This window comes from Pseudomonas sp. CBS (genome assembly GCF_024734645.1).
Classification (GTDB): Bacteria; Pseudomonadota; Gammaproteobacteria; order Pseudomonadales; family Pseudomonadaceae; genus Aquipseudomonas.
Window position 1 is genome coordinate 3,390,630 of the sequence record NZ_CP102929.1, and the last position, 17,414, is coordinate 3,408,043.

Sequence of the window (17,414 nt, forward strand, 5' to 3'; positions counted from 1 at the left end):
CTCAGACCTCAACCCAGCGGCGCAGCAGGTTGTGATAGGTACCGGTGAGCTGGATCAACGCCGGGTGGTCGGGCACGTCCCGACTCAGTTGCTGGATCGCACCGTCCATCTCGAACAGCAGCGTGCGCTGGCTGTCTTCGCGCACCAGGCTTTGGGTCCAGAAAAACGAGGCGTAGCGCGCGCCACGGGTCACGGCGTTGACTTTGTGCAGGCTGGAGCCGGGGTACAGCACCATGTCGCCCGCCGGCAACTTGACCCGCTGCAGGCCGAAGGTGTCCTGGATTTCCAGCTCGCCGCCGTCGTAGTCGTCGGGGTCGCTGAAAAATACCGTGGAGGACAGGTCGGTGCGCACCCGCTCGTGGCTGCCCTTGGACTGGCGCACGGCATTGTCGATATGAAAGTCGAAACTGCCGCCGGCGGTATAACAGTTGAGCAACGGAGGGAAGACCTTGTGCGGTAACGCCGCTGACATGAACAGCGGGTTTTTCCACAGCCGATCAAGGATCGCCGCGCCAATTTCCTGCGCCAGTGGGTGGCCTTCCGGCAGTTGCAGGTTGTGTTTGGCCTTGGCCGACTGGTGCCCAGCAGTGATTTTGCCGTCGGCCCACTCGGTGTGCGTCAGGGCTTCGCGGATGCGCAGCACTTCCTCGCGAGAGAACAGGCCGGGAATGTGCAGCAACATGGAGGCATTACCTGAAAACAGTGAGGCGCCAATGGTAGTGATTCTTATTGACTGTGTACAACCCCACTGCCGCGCAATAGACGAACGAGAATGTAAAAACCGTAAGCAAAAAGTGTAAAGAACGTAAATTCAGTGCGAATAGTAATGTATCGCAATTGATATAAAGTCTTGTTCTCCCTATATTCCGCGGCCTCACCTCCTTGGGGAAAGGACACTTTCATGCCGCGCACTTCGATAAAAACACCTGCCAGTTCACCGCGTCTGCTGGCCTCGGCCATCGGCGTTGCCATCAGCGCAAGCTCTGCCGCCCAACTGGCGCAAGCGGCTGAAAACACCGAGCAGAAAGGCGAGCGCAACAGCATTTCCCTGGGAGCCACCAGCATCACCGGCCAGGAACAGGACAGCACGTCCTACCAGGTCGAGAAAGCCTCTTCGCAAAAGTACACCGCACCGCTGGTAGACACGCCGCGCTCGGTCACCGTTGTGCCGCAGCAAGTCCTCAAGGACACCGCCGCCACCTCGTTGCAGGACGCGTTGCGCACCGTGCCGGGGATTACCTTCGGCGCCGGTGAAGGCGGCAACCCCCAGGGTGACCGTCCGTTCATTCGCGGCTTTGACGCCCAGGGCGACACCTACCTCGACGGCGTACGCGACACCGGCGGCCAGAGCCGCGAGATCTTCGACATCGAGTCTATCGAAGTCAGCAAAGGTCCCAATTCGTCCTTCGGCGGCCGCGGTTCGGCCGGCGGCAGCCTCAACCTGGTGAGCAAGACGCCACAGGCGCGGGACTTCACCAATGGCGGTTTCACCTACGGCTCCGACCAGACCCGCCGCTATGTGCTCGACGTCAACCGTCAGTTCCTCGACAGCGCGGCGTTCCGCCTGAACCTGATGAGCCACGAACAGAACGTCGCCGGGCGTGATGCTGTCAACTACGACCGTTGGGGCGTGGCCCCGTCGCTGACCTTTGGCCTGGGCACCCCGACCCGCGTCAACCTCAGCTACTACCACATGGAAAGCAACGACCTGCCGGATTCGGGGATTCCGTATGGCTACGGCTCGCCGACCGCCACCGCCCACGTACATGACAAACCCACCGACGGCGGTGACAGCAATAACTTCTACGGCCTGAAGAGCCGCGACTTCCGCAAGACCCGCGCCGACATCAGCACGTTCTCCATCGAGCACGACCTGAACGACAACATGACGCTGAAAAACACCTTGCGCCATGGCAACACCGGGCAGGACTACATCCTCACGCAACCGGACGACAGCAAGCGTAATGTCAGCCAGTTCGGCACCGTATGGCGCCGCGCCAACGCACGCGTGTCCACCACCGAAACCACCACCAACCAGACGGACCTGTTTGGCAGCTTCCAGGCCCTGGGCTTCAAGCACTCTTACTCCACTGGCCTGGAATTTACCGGTGAAGAAACCCGTGTCAGCGGCTACAACTTCGGCAACTCCAACAACGCGCAAGTGTGCAACCCCGGCACCGCGCCCAGCTGTACGTCGTTGAGCAACCCGAACCCGGACGATGCCTGGACCAGCAGCATTGCGCGCAACTACAACGGCACCAACACCAAAGCCACCAGTCGCGCCGCGTACGTGTTCGACACCATCGAACTGGACCCGAAATGGCTGCTGAACGTCGGCCTGCGCTACGACACCTTCGACACCGTGGCCAACACCAACGCGGTGCCAAGCGCTACCGTCAAGGCCCGCAGCAAGATCAAGAACGACAGCCAGTTCTTCAACTGGCAGGCGGGCCTGGTCTGGAAGCCGGTGGAAAACGGCAGCATCTATGCCTCCTACGCCACCTCGGCCTCGCCGGCCGGCGGTCTGGTAGGTGAAGGCGCCGACGGCAACCCGCTGTCCGCCGGCGCCGCCACCAGCGACCTGAAACCGGAAGAGACCGTCAACTATGAGCTGGGCACCAAGTGGGACATGTTCCACGACCGCCTGTCCCTGACCGCCGCGGTGTTCCGCACCGAGAAGAAAAACACGCGCATCCTGGTGGACGCGCTGACCTATGAGAACGGTGGTGAATCCCGCGTCGACGGCCTGGAGCTTTCCGCCAGCGGCAAGCTCACCGATCAATGGCAAGTGTTCGCCGGCTACAGCTACCTGAAAAGCGAACTGGTGGACCCAGGCTTGAACGGCCGTAACGGCGTCGTCAGTGCCGGCTCCAACAAAGGCAACCAGATGCCCAACACGCCGGAGAACACCTTCAGCCTGTGGACCACCTATGACGTGACACCAAAGCTGACCATCGGCGGCGGCGCTTTCTATGTCGACGAGGTCTACGGCGACGCGGGCAACACCGTTTACGTGCCGTCCTACACCCGCTACGACGCCATGGCCAGCTACAAGCTGACCAAGAACGTCGACCTGCAGTTGAACGTGCAAAACCTCACCGACAAGACGTATTACGACAAGGCGTTCGCGGCGCACTTCGCCAACCAGGCAGCGGGCCGCACGGCGATGCTGACCACCAGTTTCCATTTCTAAACCGATACAAATCACCGCAAAAAAACCCCACGCATCGGATGCGTGGGGTTTTTGCGTGTAAAAAAGAATGTTTCTCGACAACTCGCGGCATAATGCGCGCCGTGAAACACCTAACCTGATGACGAGGCCGTACGACGTGTTGAAGAAAACCCTGTTCCAGTTGCATTGGTTCTTCGGCATTACCGCCGGGCTGGTGTTGGCGTTGATGGGGATCACCGGCGCGACGGTGTCGTTCCAGGATGAAATCATCGAGGCGCTGAACCCGACGGTGCTGACGGTGGAAAAACGTCCGGCCGGCGTACTGCCGCCCGCTGAACTGGTGCGCCTGCTGGAGGCCCGTGAAGGCAAAGTGGTGTCGATGCTCACGGTGCAACCCGACAGCACCGACGCCGCCAAGGTCTGGTTCACCCCGCCGCCCGGTGAACGTCGCGGGCAGATGCGCTACTTCGACCCGTACACCGGCGACTACCTGGGCGACGCCGTCGGCCAGGAATTCTTCGGCTTCGTGCTGCAACTGCACCGCTTCCTCGCCATCGGCGATACCGGCCGGCAAATCACCGGCGCCTGTACGCTGATCCTGGTGTTCTTCTGCCTCTCGGGCCTGTACCTGCGCTGGCCGCGCCAGGTGGCCAGCTGGCGCGCATGGCTGACCCTCGACTGGCGCAAAAAGGGCCGCAGTTTCAACTGGGACCTGCACTCGGTGTTCGGCACCTGGTGCCTGCTGTTCTATCTATTGGCGGCGCTGACCGGGCTGTTCTGGTCCTACGAGTGGTACAGCAATGGCCTGACCAAACTGCTGTCCGACGCCCCGCAAAACGAACGCGTACGCAAACGCGGCCCGGCGCCGGAAGGCCCGGCGCCCGTGGCCAATTACGACGCGATCTGGAGCAGCATCTACAGCAACGCCGGGCCTGGTTTGAGCGCCTATAACATCCGGATGCCAGCGGTCGCCGGGCAAGCCGCCACTGTCTACTACCTGTTGAAGACCTCGCCTCACGACCGCGCCCTGAATCAGATCAACCTCGACCCGGCCACCGGCGAGGTGAAATCCCACGACACCTACGCCGGCAAAAGCTTCAAGGCACAGATCCTCACCAGCATCTATGCGCTGCATACCGGCAGCTATTTCGGCCTGGCCGGCCGCATCATCCTGACCATCACCGCGCTGCTGATGCCGCTGTTCTTTATCACTGGCTGGCTGCTGTACCTGGATCGGCGCCGCAAAAAGCGCCAGGTGCGCGATGCGCGTAAGGGCCTGATGGACAACCACAGCGAGGCACCGGCCTGGTTGATCGGCTTTGCCAGCCAGAGCGGTTTTGCCGAGCAACTGGCCTGGCAAACCGCCGGCCAATTGCAGGCCGCCGGCTTGCCGGTGAAGGTGCAATCGTTGGGCAGCGTCAGCGAAGACGATTTGCGCCAGTCGAGCCATGCATTGTTTGTGGTCAGCACCTTCGGCGACGGCGAAGCGCCGGACAGCGCCCGGGGTTTCGAACGCAGCGTGCTCGGCCAGGACCTGTCCCTCAAGGGCTTGAACTATTCGGTGCTGGCTTTGGGTGATCGCCAGTATCAACACTTCTGCGGCTTCGCCCGGCGCCTGCATTTCTGGCTGACCAACCAGGGCGGCAACCCGTTGTTCGCCCCGGTGGAAGTCGACAGCGGCGACACCGATGCGTTGCTGCACTGGCAACAACAACTCGGCCAACTGACCGGCCATGCACCCGCGGCAGCATGGGCCAGCGCGACCTATGAAAACTGGACCCTGAAGCATCGTACCTTGCTCAATCCGGACAGCAGCGGCTCCGGCGTCTATCTGCTCGGGCTCACCCCGCCAGCCCCACGGGATTGGCTGGCCGGTGACCTGGTAGAAGTGCTGCCGCGTAATTGCCCATGGGCTATCGAACATTTCCTCGACGGCCTGGGACTGGCCGGCAGCGAAGGTGTGGTGATCGACGGCCTGGCACACACCCTCGACCAGGCTTTGGCCAGTCGTCAGCTACCCGACAACCGCGCACACCTGGTAGGCCTGCATGCCCAGGCCCTGGTCAATGCGTTGGTGCCGTTGAGCATGCGCGAATACTCCATCGCGTCGATTGCCAGCGACGGCGTGCTGGAGCTGATCGTGCGCCAGGAACGTCACCCCGATGGCAGCGTGGGCGTGGGTTCCGGCTGGTTGACCGAACATGCACCGCTGGGCTCGACCATCAGCCTGCGACTGCGGCGTAACAGTGGTTTCCACCTGCCGAGCGAGCCGGTGCCGATGATTCTACTGGGCAACGGCACCGGCCTTGCCGGGTTGCGCAGTTTGCTCAAGGCGCGGATTGCCGACGGTCAGCAGCGCAACTGGCTGCTGTTTGGCGAACGCAATATCGCCCACGACTACCACTGCCAGGACGAGCTGCAAGGCTGGCTGGCCAGCGGTGACCTGGCGATGCTGGACCTGGCGTTTTCCCGGGATCAGGCAGAGAAAATCTACGTTCAGGATCGCCTGCGTGAGTCGGCGGATGTGCTGCGTAAATGGGTGGCCGATGGCGCCGCGATTTACGTCTGCGGCAGTTTGCAGGGTATGGCGGCGGGTGTGGATCAGGTGCTGCACGAGGTGTTGGGCAGTGAGGCGGTTGAGCGGTTGATCGAGCAAGGCCGCTATCGCCGGGATGTGTACTGACCCCCTGAAAATACGCCGATCAAAATGTGGGAGCGGGCTTGCTCGCGAAGGCAGTGGATCAGTCGATACATCTGTTGACTGACACACCGCCTTCGCGAGCAAGCCCGCTCCCACATTGGCTCTTCTTCAGTAGGTAGATTGCATTGCAATCACACTGGCGCCAGCTTCTGCTCAAACACCGACACCCCATCCAGGTCCCGCAAAATCACCGTCAGCTCCGCCGTCTGCCCATCAATCTGCACTTCGCCAAAAAACTGAAACCCGGCAAACGGCGAGCTGTTCTGCACGGATGGAGCCTTCTCGAACACCACTTCCGGGCCAAAGGTTTTATCCAGCGGATTAGGCCCGAAACTCCCGGCATTCAGTGGCCCGGCGACAAACTCCCAGAACGGTTCAAAATCCTGAAACGCCGCCCGATCCGGATGGTAGTGATGGGCCGCGCAGTAATGCACATCCGCCGTGAGCCACACGTGATTACGCACCTGCTGCGCCCGCAAAAACGCGAGCAATTCGGCGATCTCCAATTCGCGTCCCTGGGCCGGGCCCGGGTCACCGTTGGCGATGGCTTCCCAGCGCGGCACCCCGGGGCTGACCTCACCGTCGGGCACGCCAAGGCCGATGGGCATGTCCGCAGCGATGACTTTCCATTGCGCCTGGGAGGCTTTCAATTCGCCCTTGAGCCAGTCCAGTTGCTCACGCCCCAGGAACGGTTTTTCGCCACCAAGGTTGTCGTCGTTCGGCCCGCGATAGCTGCGCATGTCCAACACAAAGACATCCAGCAACGGGCCGTAGCTGAGCTTGCGATAAATCCGCCCGCCCTGGTCGGCGCTTTGCCGGCGCATGGGTGAATATTCCAGCCAGGCCTGGCGCGCACGGCCTACCAGGGTGTTGATGTCGCGGGTCTTGTAGCGCTCATCCAGCTGCTTGCTCGGCGACCAGTTGTTGATCACTTCGTGGTCGTCCCACTGCCAGATCTGCGGCACTTCGGCATTGAAGCGACGCACGTTTTCGTCCATCAGGTTGTAGCGATAGTTGCCACGGTATTCATTCAGGGTTTCAGCGACTTTGCTTTTGGCTTCGGTGGTGATGTTGCGCCAGATGCGTCCGTCTTCGGTGGTCAGTTGCGCGGGCACCGGGCCGTCGGCGTAGATGGTGTCGCCGCTGTGGATAAAGAAGTCCGGCAGGCGCAGGCGCATGGCTTCGTAGATGCGCATGCCGCCGATGTCCGGGTTGATGCCGAAGCCCTGGCCGACGGTGTCGCCGCTCCACACGAAACGGATATCCCGGCGTTGCTGCGGCACGCTGCGCAGGTGGCCGAACCAGGGCTCGCTGGCCACACCGGTCTGGGCATCTTCGAAGTGCACACGGTAGAAAATCGCCTGGTCGACAGGCAGGCCGGTGAGTTCGACACGGGCGGTGAAGTCGGTGCGGCTGTCGGCCAGGGGCGAGACGAATTTACGCGGGTTGCTGAACACACTGCGGGTGTCCCACTCCACCACCATCCGCGCCGGGCGGTCGCTGCGGCTCCAGATCATCGCGCGGTCGCCCAGCAGGTCGCCGGACTGCACACCGTCGGTGAGTTGCGGGCGATCCTTGACCGAGGCGATCACCGCAGGCGCGAGGCCCGGCAGCAACAGGCCCGCGCCGACGGCTTGCATCACACGGCGGCGACCGAGGTTGAAGTGGGTCATGCAGGTTCCCTCTCGAGCAGCAAAAGGGAAACTTAAGCATGAAGGGATGAAGGGGATATGACACAGACCTTATTCATAACGAAGATCAAATGTGGGAGCTGGCTTGCCTGCGATCGCATCACCTCGGTTACGCTGATACACCGAGGTGCCTGCATCGCAGGCAAGCCAGCTCCTACATGAACCGCGTTATGCCTGGGCGGGTGCGACAGAAAGTTCTACGGTCTCAGGGCGCTTGAGGAATGCATACACCACGGCAGTCAACAAACTGCCCGCCACGATCGCCAGCAGGTACAGCAGCGCATGGTTGATCGCATTCGGGATCAGCATCACAAACAACCCGCCATGGGGCGCCATCAGTTTGCAGCCGAAATACATCGACAGCGCACCGGTCAGCGCGCCGCCAGCGATGCTCGCCGGAATCACCCGCAGCGGGTCCTTGGCGGCAAACGGAATGGCGCCTTCGGAGATAAAGCACATGCCGAGAATCAACGCAGCCTTGCCGGCTTCGCGTTCGGTCTGGGCGAACTTGCGCCGCGCCAGGAAGGTGGCGATGCCCATGCCAATCGGCGGCACCATGCCGGCAGCCATGGTCGCGGCCATGGGTGCACCGCTTTGCGCTGCCAGCAGGCCAACCGAAAACGCATAGGCCGCCTTGTTGATCGGGCCACCGAGGTCGACGCACATCATGCCGCCCAGCAAGATGCCCAGCAGCACAGCATTGGTGGTACCCATGGTGCTGAGGAAATCCGTGAGGCCGGTGAGCATCTTCGCCACCGGTGGCCCTACCAGGTAAATCATCGCAAGACCCGTGAACAGGCTCGCCAGCAACGGGATGATCAGGATCGGCTTGAGGGCTTCCAGGCTCTGGGGCAAACGGATCGCACGGCTGATGAATTTGACGCAGTAGCCGGCGAGGAAACCGGCAAAAATCCCGCCAATAAAACCCGCGCCCAAGGTGCTGGCCAGCAGGCCGCCGATCATGCCGGGAGCCAGGCCCGGACGGTCGGCAATCGAGTAGGCGATATAACCCGCCAACAGCGGCACCATCAGCATGAAGGCCTGGTCGCCGACGGTTTTCAGCGCGGCGGCCAGGGTGCCTTTTTCTTCAAAAGCATGAATGCCGAACACAAACGACAGGGCGATCAACAGACCACCCGCCACCACCATCGGCAGCATGAACGACACGCCGGTGAGCAAGTGTTTGTAGACGCCGGTCTTCTCCGGTTTGGCGGCCGCACCGCTGGCGGCGGATTCCTGCTTGCCCTCGGCCAGCGCCTTGTTGAGGGTCGCCTCGGATTGCTTGAGCGCGATCCCGGTGCCACAGCGATAGATTTTCTTGCCGGCAAAGCGCTCGGTGGCGACTTCGATATCGGCGGCCAACAGCACCACGTCGGCGTCACGAATCGCCTCGGGACTCAGTGGCGTGCGGGCACCCACCGAGCCCTGGGTTTCCACTTGCAAGTCATAGCCGAGGCGCTTGGCGGTTTGCTGCAACGCTTCGGCAGCCATGAAGGTGTGAGCGACGCCGGTCGGGCATGCCGTAATCGCGACGATACGCGGCGTGCTTTTCGCCGGTGCCGCATCAGCCTCCTGCACCTGAGCCTCTTCAGCCCCGCGACGCAGCACCGCGTCCACATCCTGCAGCGCCTGGGCCGGCGTGCTGCGGAATACGCGCTTGCCAACAAAACGCTGCATGTCCACCGGCGTGCTGCTGACCAGCAACACCCACTCGGCGGCTTCAATGGTGGCCGCCGACAATTGGCGTTCCGGGTGTTGCACGTCTACCACTTCGACGCTGGTACTCCAGCCCTGGCGCTGCGCGGCAGCGTCCAGCAAGCGGGCGCACAGCACACTGGTGACCATGCCGTTCGGGCAGGCAGTAACAATGGCTAACTTCATGACCAACCCTCTTATTGTTCTGTCAGCGGGCGCACATGGACGCCGCTCTGCAAAGTCTCAAGCTGTGCCTCATCGGTGATGCCAAAGCCGATTTGCGTGACCGCCATCGCGGCAATGGCGGTGGCGCGGCGCAGGGTCTGCTCCGGCGTATCGCCATTGAGCAAACCGTGAAGCATCCCGGCCAACAGCGAGTCGCCGGCGCCTACGGTACTGGCCACCGTTACCTTGGGTGGCGTGGCGTGCAGCGCGGTATCCGCGCTGTACCAGCTCACACCGGCGGCACCGTCGGAGACCACCACATGCTCAACACCTTGCCGGTGCAGTTGGCTGACAGCATCCGTGGCATGACCGAGGGCGTCGGCCAGCTCTTCGGTATTGGGTTTGACCAGCCAGGGGCCGGCGTTCAATCCGGCTCGCAAGGCTTCGCCGCTGGTGTCCAGGGCGACTTTCAAACCGAGGTTTTTCAGTTGCTGCAGCAGGCCCTGGAACCACTGGGGGGTGATGCCGCGTGGCAGGCTGCCGGCGACCACCACCGCATCGAATTCAGGGCCGATCACCGCCAGTAGTTTCAGCAGTTGAGCTTGCGCCTGCTCACTCACCCACGGCCCCGGTGCATTGATGTCGGTGACCCGGCCATCCTGCTCGGCAATCTTGATATTGCTACGGGTTTCTCCTGGCACGCGAATGAACGCATCGCCAAACCCACGACTAGCGATCAGTGCATCGAACGCCTGCGGGTTCGCTGCACCGAGAAAACCGCCCACGCTCACCTGATGACCAAGGTCCGCCAGCACCTGCGCGACATTCACGCCCTTGCCGGCAGCATGGGTGATCATCGCTTCACTGCGGTTGACCTCACCCGGTTCCAGGCGCGCCAGGCGCACCGTCAGGTCCAACGCCGGGTTCAGCGTCAGGCTTAAAATCCTTGCCATTTACACGGCCTCCACAAGCGCACGCACTTCGGCGGGGGAACCCACCGCCAGAGCTTTTTGGGCCAGGCCCTGGGCCTCGCTCAGACTGAATTCACGTACCCGTGCCTTGACCTCGGGGATGCTGCGCGCAGACACGCTCAGCTCATCCACACCCAGGCCGACCAGTACCGGAACCGCCAACGGGTCGGCTGCCAACTCGCCGCAAACGCCGACCCATTTGCCATGGGCATGGGCGGCGCGCACGGTGATATCGATCAGTTGCAATACCGCCGGGTGCAGGCCATCCGCCTGGGCCGACAGCGTCGGGTGGCCGCGGTCGATGGCCAGGGTGTACTGGGTCAGGTCGTTGGTACCGACGCTGAAGAAGTCCACTTCCTTGGCCAGTACCGGCGCCAGCAACGCCGCCGACGGCACTTCGATCATGATCCCCAGTTGCAGGTCGGCCACCGGGATTTCCAGGCGCAGGCGCTCGGTCATGTCCCGGGCCTGGCGCCACTCATCCACGCTGCCGACCATGGGGAACATGATGCGCAGTGGACGGTTGTCCGCCGAGCGCAACAGCGCGCGCAATTGCGCTTCCATGATCTGCGGGCGTTGCAGGGTCAGGCGGATGCCGCGCACGCCGAGGAAGGGGTTTTCTTCCTTGGCGATCGGCCAGTAAGGCAGCGGTTTGTCACCGCCCACATCGAGGGTGCGCACCACCAGTGGCCGACCGCCGAGGCCGTCGAGTACGCGGCGGTATTCGGCTTCCTGGGTGGCTTCGTCGGGCGCTTGTTTGTGGGCCATGAAAATCAGTTCGGTGCGTAACAGGCCGATGCCTTCGGCACCCTGTTCCACTGCGCTGGCAACCCCGGCGCTTTCGCCGATATTGGCGAACACTTCGACGGCATGGCCATCGCGGGTCAGCGCCGGTTCATGGCGTTGCGCGGCGGCGGCTTGCAGGCGTTGTTCGCGGGTGTCGCGTTCGACGGTGGCGCGCTGCAAGGTGGCGGCGTCGGCGTCGACATGCAGGCGACCGCGTTGGCCATCCAGCAGCAACGGCGTGCCCGAGGCCAGCAGCAACACCGCCGGGCCTGCCCCCACCAGCGCGGGAATGCCCAGGGCGCGGGCGACGATGGCGCTGTGGGCGGTGGCGCCGCCACGGGCGGTGAGGATGCCGGCAACACGCACCGGGTCCAGGCGCGCCACGTCCGAGGGGCCGACTTCGTCCATCACCAGAATGTAGGGTTCGTCCGGCTCCTGGGCGGTTTCGACACCGCACAGTTGCGCCAGCACGCGGCGGCCAATGTCACGCAGGTCAGCAGCGCGCTCGGCGAGCAAGGCGTCCTGCAGCGATTCCTGCTGTTTGGCCGCGGCTTCGATCACGCTCATCCAGGCGGCTTCGGCGCTTTCGCCCTGCTTGAGACGCGTCTCGACTTCGTCGGTCAGTTCCGGGTCGTCGAGCATCTCTTGGTGGGTGATGAAGATCTCGCGGATGGCCTTGGATTTGCTGCGCTCGATCAGGCCCTGGATATCCCGGCGCACGTCGGTCAATGCCGTGTGCAGGCGTTGGCGCTCGATCACCGGCGACTCACCGCGCAGCGGGTATTCGAAAGGTTGCAGCACCTGGATATGCGCCGGGCCAATCGCAATGCCGGGGGCGGCGGCGATGGCCTGGATCAGGCTGCCGGATACCGGGGCGCTGAGCACCGGCTCGATGTCGACGACGACCTGCTGGGCGCTTACCGCTGGCAGCGGCTCGACTTCTTCACCGAGGCCTTCTTCTACCGCCGCCAGCAAGGCGGGCAAGGCGTCACCGGCAATGGTTGGCTCAGCGACAAACTCCAGCACCTGGCCACGCCGTGCGCCAAGGCTCAGCAACTTGCTCAGGCTTTTTACCGACACTGCGCTGACATCACCATCCACGATGCGCACACGGATTTCACCGTCAAAACTTTTCGCCAATTGCGCGAGGATCTTCGCGGGGCGCGCATGCAGGCCGTGGGCGTTGGCCAGCGCGATGCGCACGCTTGGCCAGTCGGCGGGCAGTTCACCGCCGAGCACTTCCAGTACGGCGCGGCTGCTGGTGGCGCGGCCGAGTTCCTGGCCGCGGCCTTCGATCAGCAAGGCACACAGGCGTTCGAGCAAGGTTTGGTGGGCCTCGCCAAGGCTGGCCAGGCAAAACAGGCCGCTCAATGGCTGGCCCAGGTAACGCATGGGTTTGTCCGGGGTGACAAAAGCCAGGCCCGGGCGCTTCACCGTCTGCTCGCTGTGCAACCACCAAAGGCCATCGCCCAGGGGCAGCGCATCGACTTGTTGCAGGACGGCGGCAAAGCCGTTGCTCACGCAATCGGCCTGGCGCAGCAGGCGTGCGCCGCGCCACACCAGCTCTTCGAAATCGTCCGCCGACACGCCCAGGCCGATCATCTGTGCGTCCAGCGCCAGCTCCTGCGGCGCACCTTGCAGCAGTTTCAGCAAGGCTTCGGCAGAACTGGCGCGGCGCAGGGCCTGGCCCAGGTCGGTCTCGCCGAGGGCGCGGGTCAGCAGTTGCAGGAGGCGCAGGTGCTCGTCGGATTTGGCGGCAATGCCGATCGCCAGGTAAACGATCTGGCCATCCCCCCAATCCACGCCGTCGGGAAATTGCAGCAGGCGCACGCCGGTGGCGAACACCTGGTCGCGGGTTTCGGGGGTGCCGTGGGGGATGGCGATGCCTTGGCCGAGAAAGGTCGAGCCTTGGGCTTCACGCGCTTGCAAGCCACTGAGGTAACCCTCGGCGACCAGGCCATCGGCCACCAGTTTTTCAGCGAGCAGTTGCAAGGCAGCAGACTTATCCACAGCCGTCTGGCCCATGGATATCTGCTCGTGGGTGAGCTCAAGCATGCCGTTCTCCTAGTTAGTGCGGCGTGCGCACTAGGTATTATTTTGAATAAATCAGTGCAAAGGCGTTCGAAAAAATTGACTGAGTGGTCAGTTGGCAGGACCACGTTCGTCGTGATAATCGTAAAAATACGCTTGCTGAAACGTTTAATCTAGAATTTATGGCAGATTACGCGTTAATTTCCCATGATTGAAGCGCCACTCGGCTGTTGAGTTGCGACAATGGTCGTCTGCAGTAATCGGTTACGATTGGACAAAGTGTCGGGGCAAGCTCTAAAAAACAAGGAAATCCCGGTTTGAAACTCAGTGATATCGCGCGCATCGCCGGTGTGTCTGTGACCACCGCCAGCTACGTCATCAATGGCAAGGCCGAACAGCAACGGATCAGCAGCGCAACCGTCGAACGGGTGCGCGCCGTGGTTGAAGAACATGGCTTTACGCCCAACCCCCAGGCCGCCGGGCTGCGCAGCCGGCATACCCGTACCCTGGGGTTTATCCTGCCAGACCTGGAAAACCCCAGTTACGCACGTATCGCCAAGCTGCTGGAGCAAGGCGCCCGGGCGCGGGGTTATCAACTGCTGATCGCCAGTTCCGATGACGACGCCAACAGTGAACGGCAATTGCTGCAATTGTTCCGCGCCCGCCGCTGCGATGCGTTGTTTGTCGCCAGCTGCCTGCCGCCCAATGACGACAGCTACCGCGAGCTGCAAGCCAAGGGTTTGCCGGTGATCGCCATTGACCGGGTGATGGAGTCTACGCAGTTCTGCTCGGTGGTCAGTGATGATCGCCAGGCCTGCCAGCAATTGACCAGCAGCCTGCTGCAACCGCTGCCCAAGCAGATCGTGTTGATCGGCGCGCGGCCAGAGCTGAGCATCAGCCAGGAACGTGCCGCCGGCTTCAAGGAAGCGCTGAATGACTTCAAGGGTGAAGTGCTGATCGAACAAGGCGAGTCCTTCAGCCGTGACTGTGGCCGACAGTTGATGGAGCAATTGCTGCAAAGCCTGGGGCATTTGCCTGACGCGCTGGTGACAACGTCCTACGTCCTGCTGCAAGGGGTGTTTGATGCGCTGCATGACTTCCCGCTCAAATCCCGCCCGCTGCGCCTGGGGACATTTGGCGACACCCAATTGCTGGATTTCCTGCCGCTGCCGGTGAATGCCATGGCCCAGCAGCACCAATTGATCGCCGACACCGCGCTGCGCCTGGCGCTGGCGGCCGTTGAAGAACAGCACTACGCGCCAGGCGTGCACGCCATCGGCCGCACGTTCAAGCAGCGGATTCACTCGGAGTAAGTGGTGTGGAGCTGATCGACAGCCACACCCACCTGGACTTCCCGGACTTCGACGCTGATCGCGCTGAAGTTCTGAGCCGCTGCCGCGGTTTGGGCGTGCGCCGGATAGTGGTGCTGGGGGTCTATCAGCAGAATTGGCAACGGCTGTGGGACCTGGTGCAAACCGACGCGGACTTATTCGCCGCCTTCGGGCTGCACCCGGTGTATCTCGATGACCATCGCCCCGCCGACCTGACCGAACTGGGCGACTGGCTGACCCGCCTGAATGGCCACCGGCAACTGTGCGCAGTGGGCGAAATCGGCCTGGATTACTTCCTCGAACAGCTGGACCGTGAACGCCAGCAAAGCCTGTTTGAAGCCCAACTGAAGCTGGCGGTGGATTTCCAGCTACCGGCGCTGCTGCATGTGCGCCGCAGCCACGCGGCTGTGATCGCCACCCTCAAGCGCATTCGCCTGCCACGGGGCGGCATCATTCACGCGTTTGCCGGCAGCCAGGAAGAAGCCCGCGAATACATCAAGCTCGGGTTCAAACTGGGCCTGGGCGGCGCGGCGACGTGGCCGCAAGCCCTGCGCATGCACAAAGTGATCGCCCGCCTGCCGCTGGAAGCTGTGGTGCTGGAGACCGATTCGCCGGACATGGCGCCCGTCATGTACCCGGGCCAGCGCAACAGCCCCGAACATCTGCCGGACATCTGTGTCGCCCTGGCGCAGCGCATGGGCCTCAGCCCTTCAGCGTTGGCTGAGGCGAGCAGCCGCAATGCCTGCGAGCTGTTCAACTGGTAGGGTTCCGCCCCCGGTGCCTCACACCCGAAAGTTACCGATCAGTTGCTTAAGTTCGATCACTTGCAAGGACAACTGCCGGCTGGCGGCTTCGGTCTGGTGCGCGCCCTGCGCCGCATGCTCACCCGCACGGTTGATCTCGACGATGTTCTGATCGATGTCGTGTGCCACGGCCGTCTGTTGTTCGACGGCAGCGGCAATCTGCTGGTTCTGGTCGACGATCATTCCCACGGCACCGAGGATATTCTCCAGAGCCTGCTGGACCTTTTCCGACTGCCCCACCGTGCCATTGGCCATCTCGTGGCTGCTGCCCATGGCCTTCACAGCTGCACCGACGCCGCTGTGGAGCTTGGCAATCATCTGCTCGATTTCCTCGGTGGACTGCTGGGTACGCCGGGCCAGGGTGCGCACCTCATCGGCCACCACGGCGAAACCGCGCCCTTGTTCACCGGCACGCGCGGCCTCGATGGCGGCATTCAGCGCCAGCAGATTGGTCTGTTCGGCGATGCTCTTGATCACTTCCAGCACGCGGCTGATGGATTGACTGTCGACGGCCAACTGATTAATCACCCGCACCGATTGATCGATCTCCGAGGCCAGCGCCGCGATACTGCCTTGCTGGGACTGCACCAGCCCGCGACCGCTGACGGTTTCTTCGTTGACGCTGTGGGCGCTGCTGACCGCCGCCGCCGCACTGCGGGCGACTTCCTGGGCGGTGGATGACATCTGGTTCATGGCGGTCGCCACTTGCTCGATCTGGCTGCGCTGGCCGGAGACGGCCTGGTTGCTGCTGGCCGAGACCGACTCCACTTGCCCGGCCTGGTGTTCGACCTGGTTGACGGTGTGCCCTACCCGCTCGATCAGGTCGTGGATTTTTGCCACGGTGGCGTTGAACACCTGACCCAGATCCCCCAGTTCGTCGCGGCTTTGGGCGATAAAGGTGACGGTCATGTCACCCGCCGCCACCTTGTCCATCATCGCTCCGAGTCGGCGCAACGTGGTGCGGGTCGAGGCGTAGAACCCGGCGTACAGATAGAAGATCAGCAAAAACACCGAGGCCAGGGCCGCCACCAATCCGATCATGTGCGTACGGTTTTCTGACAGGCGTTGCTCCAGTTGCTGCTCGAGAAAGGTCAGGGTGGCCTCGTCGAGTTGATAGGTCTTGGCCATCAACGTGCTGACTTCGTCGTAGAAGCCTTGCCATGGAGCGTCGAGGGTTTCGGCCACGACGACCTGCTCTTCGAACAACTCACTGCCTTGCTTGAGGCTGGCCTGGCTCGCCTCCGCCAGGCTCGCCAACGCGGCGTGGGCAGGTTTGCTGGCGCCGAGGGCGTCTTGCAGTTTCAGGCCGTATTCGGCCTGGAGTTTTTCCAGTTGCTGCAACAATTCATCAAAGCGGGTGCTGGAGGAAGAGTTGAGAAAGCCCTGACCCAACGAATAAGCGCCCATTGCCCGGCCTTCGCCCAGGGTTTGGGTGACTTGCGGGGTGACGCTGGTGATCAGTTCGCTGAGTTGGCGCAGGTCGCCCTGAGGGTCGCGGCTCAAGCCTGACTGGCTGGCGATGATCTGGCTGAGCATCTGCGCCTTGTTGAGGAGTTTGCCGATCAGCGCGCTCTTGCTCAGCAGCGAGGTTTCCTGTTGCTGGGCCTTGAAGGCGGCGATCATTTCATCGCGCTTGGCGTCGAAGGCGGCGGCTTGCTCGGGGTCGGCAGACAGGGCGTGGAAGCCTTGCAGGCGCTGCAGCAGGCTTTCTTCCAGGGCGACGATCTTGCTTTCAATGTCGCCGGCTTTGCCTGATTGGCCGAGGGTTGCGTTGATCTGCACCTGGTTGTTCAAGGTTTCCAGGTCGCGGCGCAGGGCCAGGCTGCTGCCCAGCAGGTCGAGGCTTTGCAGCTCGATGCGGGTGCCCTGGAATTCACGCCAGGAGTCGCGCACCAGGTAATAGTTGGTGGCCAGCATCGGCAACAGGAACAGCACGCTGATAAGGCTGAACTTCATGCCGAAGGTCAGGCGGTTCATGAACGCGACGGCGGGATAGAGCAAGCTCTTCACAGGTGAACTCCCTTTTTCTTTTATTTTTATCGAGGGCGCAGGGCGGCGGCAGATAGCC

At 62.6% G+C, this 17,414-nt stretch carries 10 protein-coding genes and 1 pseudogene; 4 read left to right on the forward strand and 7 right to left on the reverse strand.

Features of this window, described 5'->3' with window-relative positions; all coding sequences use genetic code 11:
• Window position 1 precedes the first annotated feature (1 nt).
• Window positions 2-682 (reverse strand): Fe2+-dependent dioxygenase, encoded by a 681-nt coding sequence (locus tag NVB75_RS15405; protein WP_063027088.1) that lies wholly within the window; start codon window positions 680-682, stop codon window positions 2-4.
• A gap of 219 nt (window positions 683-901) precedes the next feature.
• Here NVB75_RS15405 and NVB75_RS15410 point away from each other — a divergent pair, with 219 nt between their 5' ends.
• The gene (locus NVB75_RS15410; RefSeq protein WP_258348149.1) at window positions 902-3,193 is read left to right on the forward strand and encodes a TonB-dependent siderophore receptor; all 2,292 of its coding nucleotides are present in this window, start codon (window positions 902-904) and stop codon (window positions 3,191-3,193) included.
• 136 nt (window positions 3,194-3,329) lie between these two features.
• Window positions 3,330-5,855, forward strand: a complete 2,526-nt coding sequence (locus NVB75_RS15415) for a sulfite reductase flavoprotein subunit alpha (RefSeq protein WP_258348156.1) — start codon at window positions 3,330-3,332, stop codon at window positions 5,853-5,855.
• 149 nt (window positions 5,856-6,004) lie between these two features.
• Here NVB75_RS15415 and NVB75_RS15420 read toward each other — a convergent pair whose 3' ends face one another.
• The 4 genes from NVB75_RS15420 to ptsP form a co-directional block, all read right to left on the reverse strand.
• Window positions 6,005-7,546, reverse strand: a complete 1,542-nt coding sequence (locus tag NVB75_RS15420; RefSeq protein ID WP_258348158.1) for an alkaline phosphatase — start codon at window positions 7,544-7,546, stop codon at window positions 6,005-6,007.
• 186 nt (window positions 7,547-7,732) lie between these two features.
• The gene (locus NVB75_RS15425) at window positions 7,733-9,445 is read right to left on the reverse strand and encodes a PTS fructose-like transporter subunit IIB (RefSeq protein ID WP_258348160.1); all 1,713 of its coding nucleotides are present in this window, start codon (window positions 9,443-9,445) and stop codon (window positions 7,733-7,735) included.
• An 11-nt stretch (window positions 9,446-9,456) separates the two neighbouring features.
• Entirely contained in the window at window positions 9,457-10,377 is a 921-nt protein-coding gene (pfkB, locus tag NVB75_RS15430; RefSeq protein ID WP_258348162.1) for a 1-phosphofructokinase, read from the reverse strand.
• Window positions 10,378-13,236: a phosphoenolpyruvate--protein phosphotransferase gene (gene ptsP, locus NVB75_RS15435; protein WP_258348164.1), complete on the reverse strand. Its 2,859-nt coding sequence runs from the start codon at window positions 13,234-13,236 to the stop codon at window positions 10,378-10,380.
• Between the two features lie 293 nt (window positions 13,237-13,529).
• Here ptsP and cra point away from each other — a divergent pair, with 293 nt between their 5' ends.
• Window positions 13,530-14,525: a catabolite repressor/activator gene (cra, locus tag NVB75_RS15440; protein ID WP_258348165.1), complete on the forward strand. Its 996-nt coding sequence runs from the start codon at window positions 13,530-13,532 to the stop codon at window positions 14,523-14,525.
• Window positions 14,526-14,530: 5 nt separating this feature from the next.
• Window positions 14,531-15,307: a TatD family hydrolase gene (locus tag NVB75_RS15445; RefSeq protein WP_258348167.1), complete on the forward strand. Its 777-nt coding sequence runs from the start codon at window positions 14,531-14,533 to the stop codon at window positions 15,305-15,307.
• Window positions 15,308-15,325: 18 nt separating this feature from the next.
• On the opposite strand, the gene NVB75_RS33435 is transcribed toward NVB75_RS15445, so the two are convergent.
• Together NVB75_RS33435 and NVB75_RS33440 are read right to left on the reverse strand one after the other, a co-directional pair.
• Window positions 15,326-16,255 (reverse strand): methyl-accepting chemotaxis protein, encoded by a 930-nt coding sequence (locus NVB75_RS33435; protein ID WP_375378948.1) that lies wholly within the window; start codon window positions 16,253-16,255, stop codon window positions 15,326-15,328.
• Window positions 16,232-17,323: pseudogene (locus NVB75_RS33440) on the reverse strand (methyl-accepting chemotaxis protein); the annotation flags it as partial. The gene NVB75_RS33435 and the pseudogene NVB75_RS33440, both read right to left, overlap by 24 nt.
• Window positions 17,324-17,414 lie beyond the last annotated feature (91 nt).